We start from the raw sequence: 19,775 nt of genomic DNA on the forward strand, positions 1-19,775 counted from the left end.
GCATGCCGGTCCGGACCGTACCGACGAAGGGCCCCTGGGAGGCGCCCGCCGTCTTCCCGCTCGGGCTCGCCGCGATCACCCACCGGAGGTTCCCACCGGGCCGGGCACGGATCGACGACGCCTTCTCGCTGCGCCACTTCGCCGACCTGACGGCCGCCTACGGCGTCGACCACCGGCCGGAGCTGGTCCGGGAGGCGGCCGGGAACACCTTCGCCGACATGGCCGGGGAGCTGCTCGCCGCGCTCGACCCGCGGGACCCGCGCGAGCCCGGAGTCGCGCAGGCGCCGCCGATCGACCTGGCCGTGGTCGCCCACGCCACCCCGGACCTGGACTGCCGGCTCGCCGCCGTCACCAGCCTCTCCGAGCGCGTCCCCGGCGGGCCGCTCTCCTTCGCCGTCTCCGAGTGCGGCTCCAACGCCCCCTTCGCCGCGCTGCGGCTGGCCGACGCCTACGCCCGGCGGCACGACCTGCGCAGCGTCGCGGTGTTCGTGCTCGACCAGGCCACCTTCCCGTACGAGACCGGACGGGACCTCGCCGGGGACGCCGGCCTCGCGCTGCTGCTGACCGACACCGGCTCCCTCGGCCGGCTCACCCTGTGGCAGCGCACCGGCACCGGACCGGACGACGTGCCGGCCGCCGTCCGCACCGCCCTGGCCGAACTGGACGCCACCGGCTGCCCGTTGGTCCTCGGCGCCGCCCTCGACCCGGCGCGCGACCTGCCCGGCCACCCCGGCCGGATCGTGCGCACCCCGCCGGGCCACCCGGCCTCCGGCACCCTCACCGCCCTCGCCGCCGACCCCGCCTGGGCGGCCGGGAGGGAGGAGCGGATCGCCGTCGTCGACCACGAGCCCGACACCGGCGACCTGGCCGTCTGCCTGATCGAACGGGGCGGGCGGTGACCACCGTGACGCACCGGGACACGGACCTGTGGCCCCGCTGCCAGGACGCCGCCCGGCAGCGGGGCCTCGCCCCGGCGCTGCGGCTGCTCGCCTCCGCCCTGACACCCGGCCTGCTGCCCTGCGGGCCGGGCGGGCACACCGTGGCCGACGCCCGGACCTTCGCCGAGGCCGGCGGGCTCTGGGTCGCCGGTGCCACCCGACCGCGCCGCCCCGCCGACGAGGCCGTGCTGTCGCGCACCGCGCTGCCCGGCGGCGAGGTGGTCGCCGCCACCGTCACGACCGCGCCGCCGGCCCGGCGCGGCGCGGCCGAGCGAGAGGCCGGCGCCGCCTTCGTCCTGGGCCTGGCCTGGGTGCGGCTCGGCCTGTCGGAGTCGCTGCGCTCGGCCTGCCTGGGCTACCTGGGCCGGCGCCGCAGCGGCGACTCGTACCTGTTGCAGCAGCAGCTTGTGAAGGGCACCGTCGCCGAGGCGGTGGCCGACCACCTGGAGGTCCGGGCGGTGCTGTCCGGCGCCGGGCCGGGCGACCTGCCCGCCGCGGTGCTGGCGGACGTCCACGCCCGGATCACCGCGGCCGACCGGGAGCAGGTCCGGCTGCTGGGCGCCAGCGGCTACCTGCGGGACGGCCCCGGGATGCCCTGCTACCTGTCGGAGCTGCTGGCGGAGGTCCACGTGACCGGGGAGGAACCGCGATGACCGGGCCGGACGGGCACCTGGCCGCGCTGCGCGCCAGGGCCCGCGAGTGGGGCGCCGGGCTGCGCCCGCTCGCGCTGGAGATCGACCGCGACCCGGAGGCGATCCGGCAGCACCTGGACCTCCCGGCCGTGCGCTACCTGGCGACGATGGGCATCCCGGCCGCGTACGGGAACGAGCCGGAGAAGATCGACGGGCAGCGCCACTGCGGCGACTCGGCGCTGGAGCGCGCCGTCGTCATGGAGGAGCTCGCCCGCGCCGACGTCGGCGCGATGGTCGCCTCGCCGGGCCCGTTCCTGGCCGGCGTCGCGGTCGGCCTGTGCGCCGACGAGCGGCAGAAGGAGTGGTTCTACGGCCGGATGCTGCGCGAACCCCTGTGGACCTGCTTCGCGCTGACCGAACCGGACCGCGGCTCGGACGCGGCGGCCCTGACCACCGCGCTGACCCCCGCCCCGGGCGGGGCGCTGCTCAGCGGCGAGAAGCGCTACGTGGGCAACGCCTCGCGGGCCCGGCTCGCGGTGGTCTTCGCCCGCACCCGGCCCGGCCCGCTCGGCATCACCGCCGTCCTGGTCGACACCGACACCCCCGGGTTCCACGCCGAGCCGCTGGACATGCTGGGGCTGCGCGGCGCGCGGATCAGCGCCGTCCGGCTGGAGTCGGTGGCCGTCCCCGAGGAACACGTCCTCGGCCGCCACCTCCCGGCCAGCCGGCGCGGGGTCTGGTCCTTCGTCCAGATCTTCAACCAGCTGCGCCCGGGCGTCGCGGCGATCGCGGTCGGGATCGCCCGCGCCGCCCACGACTACGTGACCGCGCACCGCGGCCCGCTGCGCACCGCCGAGCAGGAGCGGCTGGACGCGATCGGCCGCCGGATCGACGCCGTCCACCGCCTGGTGCTGGACGCCGCCGCGACGGTCGACGCCCGGCCGGCCGACGGCCACCTCGCCTCGGCCGCCAAACTGCGCGCCGCCCGGCTCGCCGAGGACGTGACGCTGGCGGCCTGCGGCTTCTTCGGGCCCGGGGCCCGGCTGGCGCACCCGCTGCTGGACAAGCTCGCGCGCGACGCCCGGGCGATGGAGTTCCTCGAGGGCGCCGCCAACATCCACCGGCTGAACCTCTTCCAGGGACTGCTCACCGGCAAGGTCGGGCGCGCCTAGCAGCGCCTCCCGGGGCCGCCCCGGCAGGCGCCCCCGGCGGCGCCCCGGGGCCCGTCCCGGGCCTCTGACCAGGGCCTTCGCCCCATCAGTTGCGAATCAGTGCGACGTCAGTGTGTTCGGAAACCATGGGGCCATCGCTTCGGACCGATTGGGCACCCGCTACCACGGAACGACCGGGTGGGAGTAGACGCATGCCAGTTATCACGACACCGCAGGAATTCGACGTCGAGGACCTGTACGTCGACCTCCGACGGATGATCGGCCGTCCGCTGTACCTCAAGTGCGAGGGCTTCAACTTCGCCGGCTCGGTCAAACTGCGGGCGGCGGGCGAGATGGTGGACTCCGCCTTCCGGTCCGGGGCGCTGCGGCCGGGGATGACCATCGTGGAGAGCTCCTCCGGGAACCTCGGCGTGGCGCTGAGCCTCGTCGCGGCGAGCCGGGGGCTCACCTTCGTCTGCGTCACCGACTCCCGCTGCACCACCGTCTCCCGGCGGCTGATGCAGCGCCTGGGCGCCGACGTGCGGGTGGTGACCGAGCCCGACCCGCAGCGCGGCCTGCTCGGCGCCCGGCTCGACCTGGTCGCCCGGCTGTGCGCCGAGCACCGGGACTTCCACTGGCTCAACCAGTACGCCAACCCGGGCAACTGGACCGCCCACTACCGCACCACCGGGCCGCAGATCGCCAAGGCCTTCCCGGAGCTGGACGTGCTGTTCGTCGGCGCCGGGACCACCGGCACCCTGATGGGCTGCGCCCGGTACTTCCGGGAGAACAACCCGGGGGTGACGATCGTCGCGGTCGACGCCGTCGGCTCGGTCAACTTCGGCCACGAGCCGGGCGGCCGGCTGATCCCCGGCATCGGCACCAGCGTCCGGCCCGCCATCCTCGACGAGTCCTACGTGGACGACACCGTGCTGGTCGCCGAGACCGACACCGTCCGGGCCTGCCGTGCCCTGCTGCGCGAGGGCTTCCTGCTCGGCGGCTCGACCGGCACGGTGCTCAGCGGCGCGGCCCGCTGGCTGGGCGCCAACCGGCCGGACGAGGAGCTGACCGCCGTGGCCATCGCGCCCGACCTCGGCGAACGCTACCTGGACACCGTCTACGACGACGCGTGGGTGCTGGAGTCCTTCGGCCCCGACGCCCTGGCCGCCGAGGCGGCCGCCCCCGGTACCGGCCTCGCCTCGATCGGCCCGACCTCCGTTGGGAGCCTGTGATGACATCGGTCCTGGGGACCTCGCTGCCGCTCACCGCCGGCCAGACGGAGATCTGGCTCGACGTCAACGGGGCCGGCGGGAGCAACGCGTACAACTCGGCCGGCTACCTGGACGTCCGCGGCCCGCTGGACCGGGCCCGCTTCCGCACCGCGCTGGGCCGGCTGGTCGAGGAGGCGCAGTGCCTGCGCGCCCAGTTCCTCGACGTCGACGGCGAACCCCGCCAGCGCCTCCGCGAGGTCGCCGAACTCCCGCTCGACGAGCTGGACTTCGGCGCCGAGCCCGATCCGTCCGCGGCGGCGCTGGACTGGATGCGGACGGACCTGGCGAAGCCCTACGACCCCGCTGGGTTCCCGCTGTTCCGGCTCGCCGTCCTCACCCTGGGCCCGGACCGGGCGCTCTTCTACCTCTCCGTCCACCACCTGCTGTGCGACGGCTTCAGCCAGGTGGTGCTCTGGCGCCGGCTGGCCGAACTGTACGAGGCCGACGGCGGGGACGCCGGCCCGGCCCTGCCCCCGCTCGCCGACCTGCTCGCCGCCGAGGCCGCCTACCTCGGCTCCTCCCGGGCCCGGCGGGACGCCGAGTTCTGGCAGCGCCGGTTCCCCGAGCCGCCCGAGCCCGCCGACCTCTCCCACCGGGAGCCCGCGACGGCCGCGCCGCAGGGCTTCCTGCGCCGCACCGCCGCCCTGTCCGCCGGCACCAGCGCCCGGCTGCGCGCGGCCGCCAGCCGCGCGGACGTCACCTGGCCGACCGCGGTGATGGCGGCGGTCGCGGTGTACACCCAACGGATGACCGGGGTCGAGGACGTCCTGCTGACCCTGCCGGTGACCGCCCGGCCGACCGCCCACGAGCGGTCGATCCCCGGCATGCTGGCCAACTACCTGCCGCTGCGGGTGCCCGTCCGCCCCGCCCTGACCAGGGCCGGGCTGCTGCGCCGGACCTCCCGGGAGCTGGCCCAGGCGCTCCGCCACCAGCGCCACCGGGTCAGCGCGATCCGCCGCGCCATGGGGCTGCGCAGCGACGACCGGCGGCCCTTCGGACCGTTCGTCAACCTGCTGCCGCAGCAGGCCGAGCTGGCCCTCGGGCCGTGCACGGCGCGGGTGGTCAACCTGTCGACCGGGCTGATCGACGACCTGATGGTCACCGTGGTCGAGACCGCCGGGGCCGGCATCGAGCTGCACCTCAACGGCAACCCGGACCGCTACACCGACGCGGAGATCGACGGCCACCTCGCCCGGCTGGTGGAGTTCCTGGACCGCTTCGCCGAGGCCGGGGACGAGCAGCCGGTCGGCGGCCTGGCCGTGGACACCGGGGACCGCGCCGCCTGGGTGCGGGAGTCGAGCGGGCCCGAGCGCCCGGCGGGCTTCGACTGCGCGGTGGCCCGGATCCGCGAACTCGCCGCCCGGCGGCCCGAGGCCGTGGCGGTCGCCGAGGACGGCGGCACGACCACGTACGCCGAGCTGGTCGGCCGGGCCAGCGCCCTCTCCCGCCGGGTCGGCGACGCCGGCCTGGTGGCCCTGCTGGTCACCCCGGGCTCCGACTTCATCGCCTCGGTGCTCGGCGTGATCGGCGCCGGCGCGGCCTACGTCCCGCTGGACCCGGGCGCGCCCGAGGCCAGGACCGTCGCCCTGCTCGCCGACAACGGGATCACCACCGTGGTCGCGGACGCCGCCCACCGGCCGCTCGCCGAACGGGTGGCGGCCGCCGCCGGCCGTCCGGTCCGGCTGCTGGAGGTCTCCGCGCGGGAGCGGGACGCCGCCGACGACCTCGCGCCGGTCCTCGGCACCCCGCTGGACCTGGCGTACGTGATCTTCACCTCCGGGTCCACCGGGGCGCCCAAGGGCGCCATGGTGCACCGCGCGGGGATGGTCAACCACCTGCTGGCGAAGGTCGACGACCTGGCGCTGGACGCGGCCGACAGCGTGGTGCAGAACGCCCCGGTCACCTTCGACGTGTCGGTGTGGCAGATGCTCGCGCCGCTGGTGGTCGGCGGCCGGGTCCGGGTGGTGCGCCGGGAGACCGCGGCCGACCCCGACCTGCTGTTCGCCCTCGCCGACACCGAGGACGTCACCGTCCTGGAGGTCGTCCCCTCACTGCTGCGCGCCGCCCTGGACGCCTGGGACCTGGGCGCCGGCGCTCCCGTGCTGGCCGCGCTGCGCCACCTGGTGGCGACCGGCGAGGCGCTGCCCGCCGACCTGTGCCGGCGCTGGACGAGCCGCTACCCGCTGGTCGGGCTGGTCAACGCGTACGGGCCCACCGAGTGCTCGGACGACGTCACCCACGCGCACCTCGGCCACGGGCTCCCGGAACACGGCGCCGTCCCGATCGGCCGCCCGGTCCGCAACACCCGGCTCTACGTGCTCGACGACGCCCTGCTCCCGGTCCCCCAGGGCGCGCCCGGCGAGCTGTACGTCGGCGGCGCCGGCGTCGGCCGCGGCTACCTGGCCGACCCGGCCCGCTCCGCCGCCGCGTTCGTGCCCGACCCGTACGGCCCGGCGGGCAGCCGGATGTACCGCACCGGCGACCGCGTGGTGCGCGGCGCGGACGGGCAACTGGTCTTCCTGGACCGCCGGGACAACCAGGTGAAGGTGCGCGGCCACCGGATCGAGCTCGGCGAGATCGAGGCGGCGCTGCGCGCGCTGCCGGACGTCTCCGACGCGGCGGTACGGGCGGTCGGCGGCACCGGCGGGAGCACCCGGCTGGTCGGCTACTGCGTCCCGCGCGCCGGGGCCGCGCTCGACCCGGCCGGGGTCCGCGAGCGCCTGGCCACCGTCCTGCCGGAGTACATGGTGCCGCCGAACGTCCTGGTCCTGGACGCCCTGCCGCTGACCCCGCACGGCAAGGTCGACCGCCGGGCGCTGCCCGACCCGGCACCCGCCGGCGCCGAGGCCCCGGCCCGGCCGGACACGCCGCGCAGCCGGGCCGAGGAGATCGTCTGCGCCGCGTTCGCCGAGGTCCTCGGCGTGCCGGAGGTCCGCCCCGGCGACAACTTCTTCGAGCTGGGCGGGGACAGCATCAGCGCCATCCTGGCGGTCGGCCACGCCCGCCGGGCCGGACTGACCGTCACCCCGCTGCAGATCCGCACCCACCACACCCCCGCCGCCATCGCGGCGCTCGCCGCACCGGGCGGACCGGCCCGCCCGGCCGCCGCGCCGGACGACACCGGCGAGGTCGAACTCCTGCCGATCGCCCACCAGTTGCGCGAGGACCTCGGCGTCCTGGACGAGCGGACCAGGGAGTACAGCCAGTACCAGGTGCTCACCACCCCGGCCGGCCTGGACCTCGACCGGCTGACCGCGGCCACCGCCGTCCTGCTGGACCACCACGCCGCGCTGCGGTCGCGGCTGACCGTGGTGGCGCCGGGCCTGTGGTCCCTGGAGGCCCTGCCCAGGGGCGCCGTCCGGGCCGCCGACGCGGTCCGCCGGGTCGACGTCTCGGCGCTCGCCGACGACCCGGCCGCGCTGGCCGCCGCCGTCGACGAGCAGATCGCCGCGGCCCGCACCGGGCTGGCCCCCGAGGACGGCGCGGTGACCCGGCTCGTCCTGCTCGACGCCGGCCCCGGCCGCCCCGGCCGGCTGGTCTGGCTGACCCACCACCTGTGCGTGGACGGGGTCTCCTGGCGGGTCCTGGTCGCCGACCTCGCCGCCGCCTGCCGGGGCCTCGCCCCGGAACCGGTCGGCACCTCCTACCGCCGCTGGTCGCAGCTGCTCGGCGAGCAGGCCCGCACCGCCGAGCGGGTGCGCGAATTCCCGCTGTGGGCCGAGCAGTCGGCGGCTGCGGAGCCGCTCGGCTCCCGTCCGCTGGACCCCGAGCGGGACGTGTACGGCTCCGCCCACCGGCTCCGGCTGGAGCTGCCCGCGGCCACCACCGCGACGCTGCTCGCCGCCGCCCGCCGGGTCTACGGCGGGGAGATCAACGACCTGCTGCTGACCGGCCTCGCGCTCGCCGTCGCCGACTGGCGCCGGCACCGCGACCGCCCGGCCGGCGCCGTCACCGTCGAACTGGAGGGCCACGGCCGCGAGCCGTTCACCGACGAGGCCGAACTCTCCCGTACGGTCGGCTGGTTCACCAGCGTCTTCCCGGTACGGCTGGATCCGGGCGACGCCGGGCGGGAGCCGCTCGACGCGGCCGTGCGCCGGGTGCGGCAGCAGCTCGGCCGGCTGCCCGACCACGGGCTCGGCCACGGGCTGCTGCGCCACCTCAACCCGCAGACCGTCACCGCCCTGGCCCGGAACGGCGTGCCGGAGCTCGGCTTCAACTACCTCGGCCGGTTCCGGACCGACCGGGACGAGAGCGCCGGGGACTGGCTGCCGGACGCCCGGCACGCCGTCGTCGGCACCGGGGTGCACCCGAGCATGCCGCTGCGGCACGTGCTCGCGGCCACGCCCGTCACCGAGGACCGGCCGGACGGGCCGCACCTGGTCGCCGACTGGCTCTGGGCCCCGGAGGCACTGGCCGACGCCGACGCCGAGCACATCGCCCGCGCCTGGTTCCGCGCCCTCGAAGCCCTGGCCGCCCACGCCTCCCACGCCGAACAGGCCGTCCCCGGCGAGCAGGACGGGGCGGCGGACGGCGAGGCGCTGGAGCTGTCACCGCTCCAGAAGGGCCTGATCTTCCAGACGGAGTTCGACAAGCAGGGCATGAACTCCTACCTCATGCAGGCCGTCCTCGACATCGAGGGGCCCTTCGACCCGGCCGCGCTGCGCACCGCGGCCGCCGCGCTGCTGGCCCGGCACGCCGGCCTGCGGGTGCACTTCCCAGAGCGGTCCGCCGAGGACGCCCGGCAGGTCGTGGCCGCCGCGGTGCCGGTGCCCTGGGAGGAGGTCGACCTGTCCGGGCTCCCCACCGAGGCGGAGCGGACGGCCGAGGCCGAGCGGCTGACCGACGCGGACTGGACCCGCGGCTTCGACCTGGCCCGGCCCCCGCTGCTGCGCTTCACCGTGCTCCGGCTGGCCCCCGACCGGGTCCGGCTGCTCTGGACCCTGCACCACCTGCTGGTGGACGGCTGGTCGATGGGCGTGATCGCCCAGGAGCTGTTCACCCTGTACGCCACCGGCGGCGACCCGGCCGCCCTGCCCCCGGCGCCCTCCTACCGGGCGTACTTCGACTGGCTCGCCGCCCAGGACACCGAGGCCGCCCGCGCGGCCTGGCGGCAGGCACTGGACGGGCTGGGCGAGCCGCTGCGGCTCGGCACGGCCGACCGGCCGGGCGACCCGGGGCTGCCCGAGGCCGTCGACCTCGCCCTGCCCGAGGAGCTCACCGCCCGGCTGGTCGCCTGGGCCCGCGCGGAGAACCTCACCCTCAACACCGTCCTCCAGGGCTGCTGGGCGCTGCTGCTCGGCCGGCTCACCGACGCCCCGGACGTGGTGTTCGGCGCGGTCAACTCGGTGCGGCCGCCGGAGCTCCCGGGCATCGAGTCGCTGGTCGGACTCTTCCTGAACATGCTCCCGGTACGGGTGCGGCTCGACCCGGACCTGCCCGTCGCCGCGCTCCTCCACCGGATCGACGAGCAGCAGACCGCCCTGCTCGACCACCGGCACCTCGGCCTGGCCGAGGTGCAGCGGATCGCCGGGGCCGGCGAGCTGTTCGACACCGTGTTCAGCTACCAGAACCAGCCGCAGGCCGACGTCGGCCGGCTCAACGCGCTGGTGCCCGAGCTGCGGCTGGGCAACGCCCGCACCCGGCTGGCCGGCGAGCGCGGCCTCGCGGTGCTCGCCTACCCGGACACCCGGCTGACGCTGAGCGCCCAGTTCCGCCCCGACCGCTACGACCGCGACGAGGTCGTCCGCATCCTGGACCGCTTCGCCCACGTGGTGGAGAGCGTCCTGGCGGCCCCGGACGTCCCGCTCCGCCGGCTGCCCCTGCTCACCGACGAGGAGCACCACCGGATCCTCGGCGACTGGGCCGGACGGGCCGCCGCCGCCCCGCGCACCGTCGTCCCCGCGCTGTTCGCCGCCCAGGTCGCCCGGGCGCCCGAGGCCGTGGCCGTGGTCTTCGAGGACCGCGAGACGACCTACCGCGAGCTGGACGAGCGCTCCAACCGGCTGGCCCGGCTGCTGATCGCCCACGGCGTCGGACCGGAGCGGATCATCGCGCTGGCCGTACCGGACCCGGTCGAGATGACCTGCGCCGTCCTGGCGGCACTCAAGACCGGCGCCGCGTACCTGCCGATCGACCCCAAGTACCCCGCCGACCGGATCGCCTTCATGCTGGCCGACAGCCGGCCTGCCGTCCTGCTCACCACCGCCGCCCTCGCCCCGCAGCTCGCCGGGGCCGACTGCCGCACGGTGCTGCTCGACGACCCGGCCACCCTGGCGGAGCTGGCCGGCCTCCCGGCACACGCCCCGCAGGACGCCGAGCGGACCGCCCCGCTGCTGCCCCGGCACCCGGCGTACGTCATCTACACCTCCGGATCGACCGGCCGGCCCAAGGGCGTGACGGTCGACCACTCCGGCTTCGCCGCGATGGTGGCGAGCCTGATCGAGCGCTTCGGCGTCGGCCCGGACACCCGGGTGCTGAAGTTCGCCTCGTTCAGCTTCGACGCCTCGGTCTGGGAGCTGAGCCTGTCCCTGCTCGGCGGCGGCACCCTGGTGGTCGCCGACGAGGAGTGCCGGGTCCCCGGCCGGCCGCTGGTCGACCTGATCCACCGCCACCGGGTGAACCTCGCCGGGCTGCCGCCGGTGGTCGCCGCCGCGCTCCCGGACGGCACCCGGCTGCCCGCCGACCTGACCATGGTCGTCGCCGGGGAGGCCTGCCCGCCGCACGTGGTGGACCGCTGGTCCGGGCAGCTGCAGATGATCAACGGCTACGGGCCCACCGAGGCCGTCCTCGCCTCGACGGTGAGCGAACGGCTGGGTGGCGGCGAACGGCTCAGCGAACGGCTCAGTGGTGGCGAACGGCCGGGTGGCTCGGGCCGGCCCCCGATCGGCCGGCCCACCCGGGCCCACCGGGTCTACGTGCTCGACTCCGCGCTGCGGCCCGTCCCGGCCGGGGTGGTCGGCGAACTCTACGTCGGCGGCAACCTGGCCCGTGGCTACCTGGACCGGCCCGGCCTGACCTCCGAACGCTTCGTCGCCGACCCCTTCGGCCCCGCCGGCGAGCGGATGTACCGCACCGGCGACCTGGCGAGCTGGCGCCCCGACGGCCAACTCGACTACGCCGGACGGGCCGACGACCAGGTGCAGCTGCGCGGCTTCCGGATCGAACTCGGCGAGATCGAGTCCGTGCTGACCGGCCGGCCCGAGGTGGCCCAGGCCGCCGTCCTGGTCCGCACCGACGACGGCGAGGACCGGCTGGTGGCCTACGTGGTCGCCCGGCCCCCGGCCGTACCGGACCCGGCCGCGCTGCGGGAGCGGGTCGCCGAGGCCCTGCCCGAGTACATGGTCCCGGCCGCCGTCGTCGTGCTCGACGCGCTGCCGCTCACCCCGCAGGGCAAGCTGGACCGCCGGGCCCTGCCCGCCCCCGACAGCGCCCCCGCCCCGGCGGGCCGGCTGCCGCGCACCCCGGTCGAGGAGATCCTCGGCGGGATCTTCGCGGACGCGCTCGGCCGGACCGCCGTCGGCATCGACGACGACTTCTTCGACCTCGGCGGCCACTCCCTGCTGGCCACCCAGGTGATCAGCCGGGTCCGCTCCGCCCTGGGCACCGAGGTGCCGATCCGTACGCTCTTCGAGCAGCGGACGGTGGCCGGCGTCGCCCGGGAGCTCGCGGCCGGCGGCGCGGTCCGGCCGCCGCTGCGGCCCGCCGTCCAGGGCGACCGTTCCGGGCAACTCTCCTTCGCCCAGCGGCGGTTGTGGTTCCTGAACCGGCTGGAGCCCGGCTCGGCGGCCTACAACGTGACCTTCGCGGTCCGGCTCTCCGGAGCCCTGGACACCGCCGCGCTGGACGCGGCGCTGGCCGACCTGGTCGAGCGGCACGAGGTGCTGCGCACCGTCTTCCCGGAGACCGACGGCGAACCCCGCCAGGAAGTGCTGGGCACGGAGGCCTGGACCGGGCTCACCGTCCGGGAGGCCGCCGAGGCCCCGGCGGAGGCCGCCCGCGGCTTCGACCTGTCGACCGAACTCCCGCTGCGGGCCGCCCTGTTGCGCACCGGCCCGGCGGAGCACCTGCTGCTGCTGATCGTCCACCACATCGCCTGGGACGGCTGGTCCGCCGCACCGCTCACCCGGGACCTCTCGCGGGCGTACGCGGCGCGGGCACGCGGTGCGGCCCCCGCGTGGGAGCCACTGCCGGTGCAGTACGCGGACTACACCCTCTGGCAGCGGGACCTCCTCGGCGACGACCACGACCAGACCTCCCTGGCCGCACAGCAGTTGGCGTACTGGACGGAGAACCTCGCCGACCTCCCCGAGGAACTCGCCCTGCCCTTCGACCGCCCCCGCCCCAAGGTCGCCACCCACCGCGGCGGCACCGTCCCCTTCCGCGTCCACCCCGACACCCACGACCGCCTCGCCCACCTCGCCCGCGACAACGGCGCCTCGCTCTTCATGGTCCTCCAGGCCGCCCTCGCCGCCCTCCTCACCCGCCTCGGCGCCGGCCACGACATCCCCATCGGCTCCCCCATCGCCGGACGCACCGACGACGCCATGGAAGACCTCGTCGGCTGCTTCATGAACACCCTCGTCCTGCGCACCGACACCAGCGGAAACCCCGCCTTCACCCAACTCCTCGACCGCGCCCGGGAAACCGCCCTCAAGGCCTACGAACACCAGGACATCCCCTTCGAACGACTCGTCGAAGTCCTCGACCCCGCACGCTCCATGGGCCGCAACCCGCTCTTCCAGGTCATGCTGGTCCTCCAGAACAACACCCGTCCCGAGCTGGCCCTGCCCGGCGTCCGGGCGGCCTTCGAGCCGCCGGCCGCCGACTCGGTCAAGTTCGACCTGAACTTCTTCCTGGCCGAACAGCAGGACGCCGGTGCCGCCCCGGCCGGCATCGACGGCTTCCTGGAGTACAGCGCGGACGTGTTCGAGCCGGCCACCGCCGAGGCCCTGGTCGCCCGCCTGGTCCGGCTGCTCGACCAGGTCGCCCGCGACCCGGGGCTCCCGCTGGGGCGGCTCGACCTGCTCTCCGAGCGCGAGCACCGGCAGGTCCTCACCGAGTGGAACGACACCGCCGGCGGCCACCCGGGCACCACCGTCGTCGCCCTCTTCGAGGCCCAGACCGCCCGCACCCCCGAGGCCGTCGCCGTCCTCACCGACACCACCGCCCTCACCTACGCCGAACTCGACGCCCGGGCCAACCGGCTCGCCCACCACCTCATCGGCCGGGGCGTCGGACCGGAGAGCACGGTGGCGCTCGCGGCGCCCCGGTCGCCGCACATGGTCGTCGCCCTGCTGGCCGTGCTCAAGGCCGGCGGCGCGCACCTGCCCGTCGACCTGGCGTACCCGGCCGACCGCGTCCGGCTGATGCTCGACGACGCCGCGCCCGTCCTCCTGCTGACCGACAGCGCGACCGCCGGACAGCTGCCGGAGACCGGCCTGCCCCGCCTGCTGCTGGACGACCCGGCACTGGAGCGCGCCACGGCCGCCCTCCCCGGCACCGCCCCCACGGACGCGGACCGCACCTGCCCGCTGCTGCCCGACCACCCGGCGTACGTCATCTACACCTCGGGCTCCACCGGCCGGCCCAAGGGCGTGCTCGGACTGCACCGCGCCCTGGTCAACCGGCTGACCTGGTTCGCCGAGGAGCTCCCCGAGCAGCGGGAGGCCGCGATCCTGGCGAAGTCGCCGGTCAGCGTCATCGACGGGATCACCGAGCTGCTGGCACCGCTGCTGTCCGGCGGCTCGACCGTCCTGGTCGACGCCGACACGGCCCGGAGCGTGCCCGAGCTGGCGGCGGCCACGGCCCGGCACGGCATCGCCCGGCTCACCGTCGTGCCCAGCCTGCTGAACGCCTTCCTGGACAGCGCCGAGCCAACCGCCGTCGCGGGCTGCGCGGTCTGGATCTGCAGCGGCGAGCAGCTGCCCGCCGCCACCGTCCGGGCGTTCCGGCAGGCCCTGCCCTCGGCCCGGCTGCTCAACTTCTACGGCGCCTCGGAGGCCGGTGCCGTCGCGACCCGGGGCGAGGTGTGCGCCGGGCCGGACGGCGCCGACACCCTGATCGGCCGTCCGATCTGGAACATGCGGGCGTACGTGCTGGACGACGGACTGCGGCCGGTGCCCCCGGGCGTGGCCGGCGAGCTCTACCTGGCCGGCGCCGGACTCGCCCGCGGCTACACCGGACGCCCCGGCCTCACCGCCACCCGCTTCCTCGCCTGCCCCTACGAGCCCGGCTCCCGGATGTACCGCACCGGCGACCTCGTCCGCTGGACCCCCGACGGCCAGCTCGGCTACCTCGGCCGCGCCGACACCCAGGTCAAGATCCGCGGCTTCCGCGTCGAACCCGGCGAGATCGAAGCCGTCCTCACCACCCACCCCACCGTCCGCACCGCCGTCGCCATCGCCCGCACCGACGGCCCCACCGGCCCCACCCTCGTCGCCTACGTCACCCCCACCCCCGGCACCGCCCCCGACCCCACCGCCCTGCGCGACCACACCGCCGACCACCTGCCCGACCACATGGTCCCGGCCGCCGTCCTCGTGCTCGACGAACTCCCGCTCACCCCGAGCGGGAAGATCGACCGCAACCGGCTGCCCGCCCCCGACTTCACCCCCGCCGCGGCCCGGCCGCCCCGCACCCCGGCCGAGGAGCGCCTCTGTGCCCTCTATGCCGAGGTCCTGGCCCTGCCCCGGGTCGGCATCGACGACAGCTTCTTCGACCTCGGCGGCCACTCGCTGCTGGCGACCAGGCTGGTCAGCCGGATCCGTACGGCACTGGGCTCGACCGTCTCGATCCGGGACGTGTTCGAGGCGCCGACCGTGGCCAGGCTGGCCGGCCGCCTCCACCGGGACCGCTCCACGCGGCCCGCGCTGCGGCCCGGACCGCGCCCAGCCGCGCTGCCGCTGTCCTCCGCCCAGCGGCGGCTGTGGTTCCTGAACCGGCTGGAGCCCGGCTCGGCGGCCTACAACATGGCCTTCGCGGTCCGGCTCTCCGGGGCACTGGACGTCACGGCGCTGGACGCGGCGCTGGCCGACCTGGTCGAGCGGCACGAGGTGCTGCGCACCGTCTTCCCCGAGACCGACGGCGAACCCCGCCAGGAGGTCCTCGACACCGAGGCCTGGACCGGACTCACCGCCCGGGAGACCTCCCCCGCCGAGGCCCCGGCGGAAGCCGCCCGCGAGGCCGCCCGCGGCTTCGACCTCGCGACCCGGCTCCCCGTCCGCGCGACGCTGCTGCGCACCGGCCCGGCGGAGCACCTGCTCCTGCTGGTGGTCCACCACATCGTGGCCGACGGCTGGTCCGCCACCCCGCTGGCCCGGGACCTCTCACGGGCGTACGCGGCCCGGTCCACCGGCACCGCTCCGAGCTGGGAGCCGCTGCCGGTCCAGTACGCGGACTACACCCTCTGGCAGCAGGACCTCCTCGGCGACGACCACGACCAAACCTCCCTGGCCGCACAGCAGTTGGCGTACTGGACGGAGAACCTCGCCGACCTCCCCGAGGAACTCGCCCTGCCCTTCGACCGCCCCCGCCCCAAGATCGCCACCCACCGCGGCGGCACCGTCCCCTTCCACATCCACCCCGACACCCACGACCGCCTCGCCCACCTCGCCCGCGACAACGGCGCCTCCCTCTTCATGGTCCTCCAGGCCGCCCTCGCCGCCCTCCTCACCCGCCTCGGCGCCGGCCACGACATCCCCATCGGCTCCCCCATCGCCGGACGCACCGACGACGCCACCGAAGACCTCGTCGGCTGCTTCATGAACACCCTCGTCCTGCGCACCGACACCACCGGAGACCCCGCCTTCACCCAACTCCTCGACCGCGCCCGGGAAACCGCCCTCAAGGCCTACGAACACCAGGACATCCCCTTCGAACGACTCGTCGAAGTCCTCGACCCCGCACGCTCCATGGGCCGCAACCCGCTCTTCCAGGTCATGCTGGCCCTCCAGAACAACACCCAACCGTCCCTGGACCTCCCGGGGTTGACGGCGACGGAGCAGCCGGTCGGGGCGGACGGCGCCAAGTTCGACCTGTCCCTGGCCGTCACCGAGCGCCGCCGCCAGGACGACTCCGCGAGCGGTTCCCCGGACGACTCCACGGGCGACTCCACGGGCGACTCCGCGGCCGGTCTCGTCGGCATCCTGGAGTACAACGCCGACGTGTTCGAGCCGGCCACCGCCGAGGCCCTGGCCGCCCGGCTGGTCCGACTGCTCGACCAGGTCGCCCGCGACCCGCGGACACCGCTGTCCCGGCTGGACGTCCTCACTCCGGAGGAGCACCGGCAGGTCCTCACCGAGTGGAACGACACCGCGGCCGACGACGCTTCTCCCGCCGGCACCGCCACCACCGTCGTCGCCCTCTTCGAGGCCCAGGCCGCCCGCACCCCCGAGGCCGTCGCCGTCCTCACCGACACCACCGCCCTCACCTACGCCGAACTCGACGCCCGGGCCAACCGGCTCGCCCGCCACCTGGTCGACCGCGGGGTCGTCCCGGACCGGCCGGTGGCCCTGTCGCTGCCCCGGACGGCGGAGATGGTGGTGGCGCAGCTGGCCGTCCTGAAGAGCGGCGCCGCCTACCTGCCGGTCGACCCGGCGCTCCCGGCCGACCGCGTCCGGCTGATGCTCGACGACGCCGCGCCCGTCCTCCTGCTGACCGAACTCGCCATCGCCGCACGGCTTCCGCGCACCGGCGTGCCCACGGTCGTGCTGGACGACCCCGAGGTCGACGCCGCGCTGGCCGCCCTCGACGGCCGGCCGCTGACCGACGCCGAGCGGGCCGCCCCGCTGCACGGCTCCCGGCTGGCCTACCTGCTCTTCACCTCCGGCTCCACCGGGCGGCCCAAGGGCGTCATGGTCGAGCACCGGTCACTGCTGAACCTGCTGGTGTCCACCCGGGAGCGCTTCCCGCTGGAGGCCCACGACCGGCTGCTGGCCGTCACCACCTGGTCCTTCGACATCTCCGGCCTGGAGGTCTACCTGCCGCTGCTGTCCGGCGCCGGGCTGGTCGTCGGCGCGGAGGGCGTCGCCCTGGACCCGGCCGCGCTGGCCGCCTCCCTCGAACGCGACGGCATCACGATCATGCAGGCGACCCCGGCGCTCTGGCAGGAACTCGTGCTCCACCGCCCCGAGTCGGTGCGCGGCCTGCGCGTCCTGATCGGCGGTGAGGCGGTCCCGCCCGCCCTGGCCGACGCCCTGGCCGCCCGGGCCGACACGGTCACCAACCTGTACGGGCCGACCGAGACCACCATCTGGTCCACGGCGGCCGGGCTGGCGGGCGACGGGGTCGTGACGCTGGGCCGCCCGATCCGCAACACCCGGGCGTACGTGCTGGACGACGGGCTGCGGCCGGTGCCCCCGGGCGTGGCCGGCGAGCTGTACCTGGCCGGCGCCGGACTCGCCCGCGGCTACGCCGGACGCCCCGGCCTCACCGCCACCCGCTTCCTCGCCTGCCCCTACGAGCCCGGCTCCCGGATGTACCGCACCGGAGACCTCGTCCGCTGGACCCCCGACGGCCGACTCCTCTACCTCGGCCGCGCCGACACCCAGGTCAAGATCCGCGGCTTCCGCGTCGAACCCGGCGAGATCGAAGCCGTCCTCACCACCCACCCCACCGTCCGCACCGCCGTCGCCATCGCCCGCACCGACGGCCCCACCGGCCCCACCCTCGTCGCCTACGTCACCCCCACCCCCGGCACCGCCCCCGACCCCACCGCCCTGCGCGACCACACCGCCGACCACCTGCCCGGGTACATGGTCCCCGGCGCGGTCGTCGTGCTCGACGAACTCCCGCTCAACCCCAACGGCAAGATCGACCGCAACCGCCTCCCCGCCCCCGACTTCACCCCCGCCGCCGCGCGCCGCCCCCGCAACCCCGTCGAGGAAGCCCTCGGCGCGCTCTTCGCCGAGGTCCTCGGCCTCCCCGAGGTCGGCATCGACGACAGCTTCTTCGACCTCGGCGGCCACTCGCTCCTGGCGGTCCGGCTGGTCGGCCGGGCCCAGTCGGCCGGCCTCCGGCTCGCGGTGGCGGACGTCGTCCTGCACCGCACCGTCGCGGAACTGGCCAAGCGGGCCCGCCCGACCGCCTCCGCCGAACAGTCCGCGGACGCGTTCGCGCCCGTCCTGCCGATCCGGCCGGACGGCGACGCGCCCCCGCTGTTCCTGGTGCACAGCGGACTCGGCTTCAGCCTGCCCTACCTGGGCCTGGCCCGGTACCTCGATCCGCGCTACCCGCTGTACGGCCTCCAGTCGCCCGCACTGGACGCCGCCGCCCCGCTGCCCGAGTCCATCCGGTCGGTGGCCGCGGACTACGTCCGGACGATCCGGCGGCTGCGGCCGCACGGCCCGTACCGGCTGCTCGGCTGGTCGTACGGCGGCGTGCTCGCCCACGAGATCGCCGTCCGGCTCCAGGAGGCCGGCGAACAGGTCGACTTCCTGGCCGACCTGGACGGCTACCCCGGCCGCACCGGCCGCGACGAGAGCGGCCAGGACGACCGCGAACTCCTGCTGCGCGCCCTGGAGGCGCTCGGCCACCGGCGCGACGAGCTGGCCGGCCCCGGCCGCACCCGCGCCGCCCTGCTCGACCTGCTGCGGCGCGAGGCCGGCCCGCTGGCCGACCTCGACGAGGAGTCGCTGCTGCGGCTGCTGCGGCTGTCGCGCCACCACGGCGCGCTGATGGAGCGCTTCACCCCCGGCCGGTTCACCGGGGACCTCCACCTGTTCGCGGCCGCCGAGGAGTGGACCGCGGACCAACTCGCCGACCAGACCGGCCGATGGGAGCAGCACGTGAACGGACGGGTGGTCGTCCACCGGATCGCCGCCGGCCACGAGTACCTGATGCACGCAGGGCCGCAGGCCGTCATCGGACGGCTCGTCGACGCCGAGCTGCGCCTCCTGGACGGGAGCCCGGAATGCTGACCGCCGTCACCCCCCGCCCCCGCTCGGCGCCGCTCGCCCTGCTCCTCGAATCCGTCACCGTCGCCGGACGGCGCCTGCGGCGGCTGCGCCGGGCACCCGGGCGGCTGATCGGCATCGTGATGAACCCGCTCATCTCGATGATCGTGCTCGGCTACCTGTTCCAGGGCTCGCTGTCCTTCTCCGGCCGCGGCAGCTACCAGGAGTACATCTTCGCGGGCGCGGCCGCCCAGGTCGGCCTGGCCGGGATCGGCCCGACCGCGGTCGCCGTCGCGGCGGACCTGCGCGGCGGCCTGGTCGACCGGTTCCGCAGCATGCCGATCTCCAGACCGGCCGTGCTGGTCGGCCACACCCTCGGCGACCTGGTCGTCGGGCTGATCGGCCTGGCCGTGGTCACGGCGGCCGGCCTGGCGTTCGGCTGGCGCCCGCACAGCGGCGTGCTGCCCTTCCTCGCCGGACTCGCCCTGCTCACCGCCTTCATGTACGCGATGCTCTGGGTCGGCCTGATGCTCGGGATGTTCTCCCGCACCATGGAGACCATCAACGTCGTCGCCGGGCTGGTCACCGTCCTGCTGACCTTCCTCTCCAACGCCTTCCAGTCCGTCGACCGGCTGCCGGGCTGGCTGCGGCTGGTCGCCGAGTGGAACCCGGTCAGCGCCGTGGTGACGGCCCTTCGGCGGCTGTGGGGCAACCCGGACGCGGCCGGCAGCGCCGCCACCCCGAGCCTCTCGCTCACCATCGCCGCCTCGCTCGGGACCGTCTTCGTCGTCACCGTGCTGCTGAGCCTGCGCCGCTACCGGTCCGCGGTCTCCTGACCCCGCCGTCCCGGCGCCGTCCTCCTGACCCGCCCCCGTCACAGAAACGGCCGACC

General features: G+C 75.9%; 6 protein-coding genes. All 6 read left to right on the forward strand.

Translation table 11 applies throughout. The annotated features are described in order from the left end of the window. Positions 1–2 precede the first annotated feature (2 nt). The 6 genes from ACLWS4_RS14650 to ACLWS4_RS14675 all read left to right on the forward strand — a co-directional run bounded on the left by ACLWS4_RS14650 (position 3) and on the right by ACLWS4_RS14675 (position 19,719). Positions 3–899 carry a hypothetical protein gene (locus tag ACLWS4_RS14650; RefSeq protein ID WP_416874331.1) on the forward strand — a complete coding sequence of 299 codons (897 nt, stop codon included), beginning with the start codon at positions 3–5 and terminating at the stop codon, positions 897–899. Then, a complete protein-coding gene (locus ACLWS4_RS14655; protein ID WP_387823078.1) occupies positions 896–1,591 on the forward strand; it encodes a hypothetical protein in 696 nt (231 codons plus the stop codon). Before ACLWS4_RS14650 ends, ACLWS4_RS14655 begins: the two co-directional genes overlap by 4 nt. Next, entirely contained in the window at positions 1,588–2,742 is a 1,155-nt protein-coding gene (locus ACLWS4_RS14660; protein ID WP_049658255.1) for an acyl-CoA dehydrogenase family protein, read from the forward strand. The genes ACLWS4_RS14655 and ACLWS4_RS14660 overlap by 4 nt, the downstream gene beginning before the upstream one ends. A gap of 191 nt (positions 2,743–2,933) precedes the next feature. Then, complete coding sequence (sbnA, locus tag ACLWS4_RS14665; RefSeq protein WP_049658253.1) at positions 2,934–3,953, forward strand: 2,3-diaminopropionate biosynthesis protein SbnA; 1,020 nt, start codon at positions 2,934–2,936, stop codon at positions 3,951–3,953. After that, entirely contained in the window at positions 3,953–18,907 is a 14,955-nt protein-coding gene (locus ACLWS4_RS14670) for an amino acid adenylation domain-containing protein (protein WP_416874332.1), read from the forward strand. The genes sbnA and ACLWS4_RS14670 overlap by 1 nt, the downstream gene beginning before the upstream one ends. Beyond that, positions 18,901–19,719 carry an ABC transporter permease gene (locus ACLWS4_RS14675; RefSeq protein WP_049649277.1) on the forward strand — a complete coding sequence of 273 codons (819 nt, stop codon included), beginning with the start codon at positions 18,901–18,903 and terminating at the stop codon, positions 19,717–19,719. The genes ACLWS4_RS14670 and ACLWS4_RS14675 overlap by 7 nt, the downstream gene beginning before the upstream one ends. The last annotated feature ends 56 nt before the right edge of the window (positions 19,720–19,775 follow it).

Source organism: Kitasatospora sp. SC0581, from assembly GCF_048159585.1.
In the GTDB taxonomy this organism is placed as follows: domain Bacteria; phylum Actinomycetota; class Actinomycetes; order Streptomycetales; family Streptomycetaceae; genus Kitasatospora.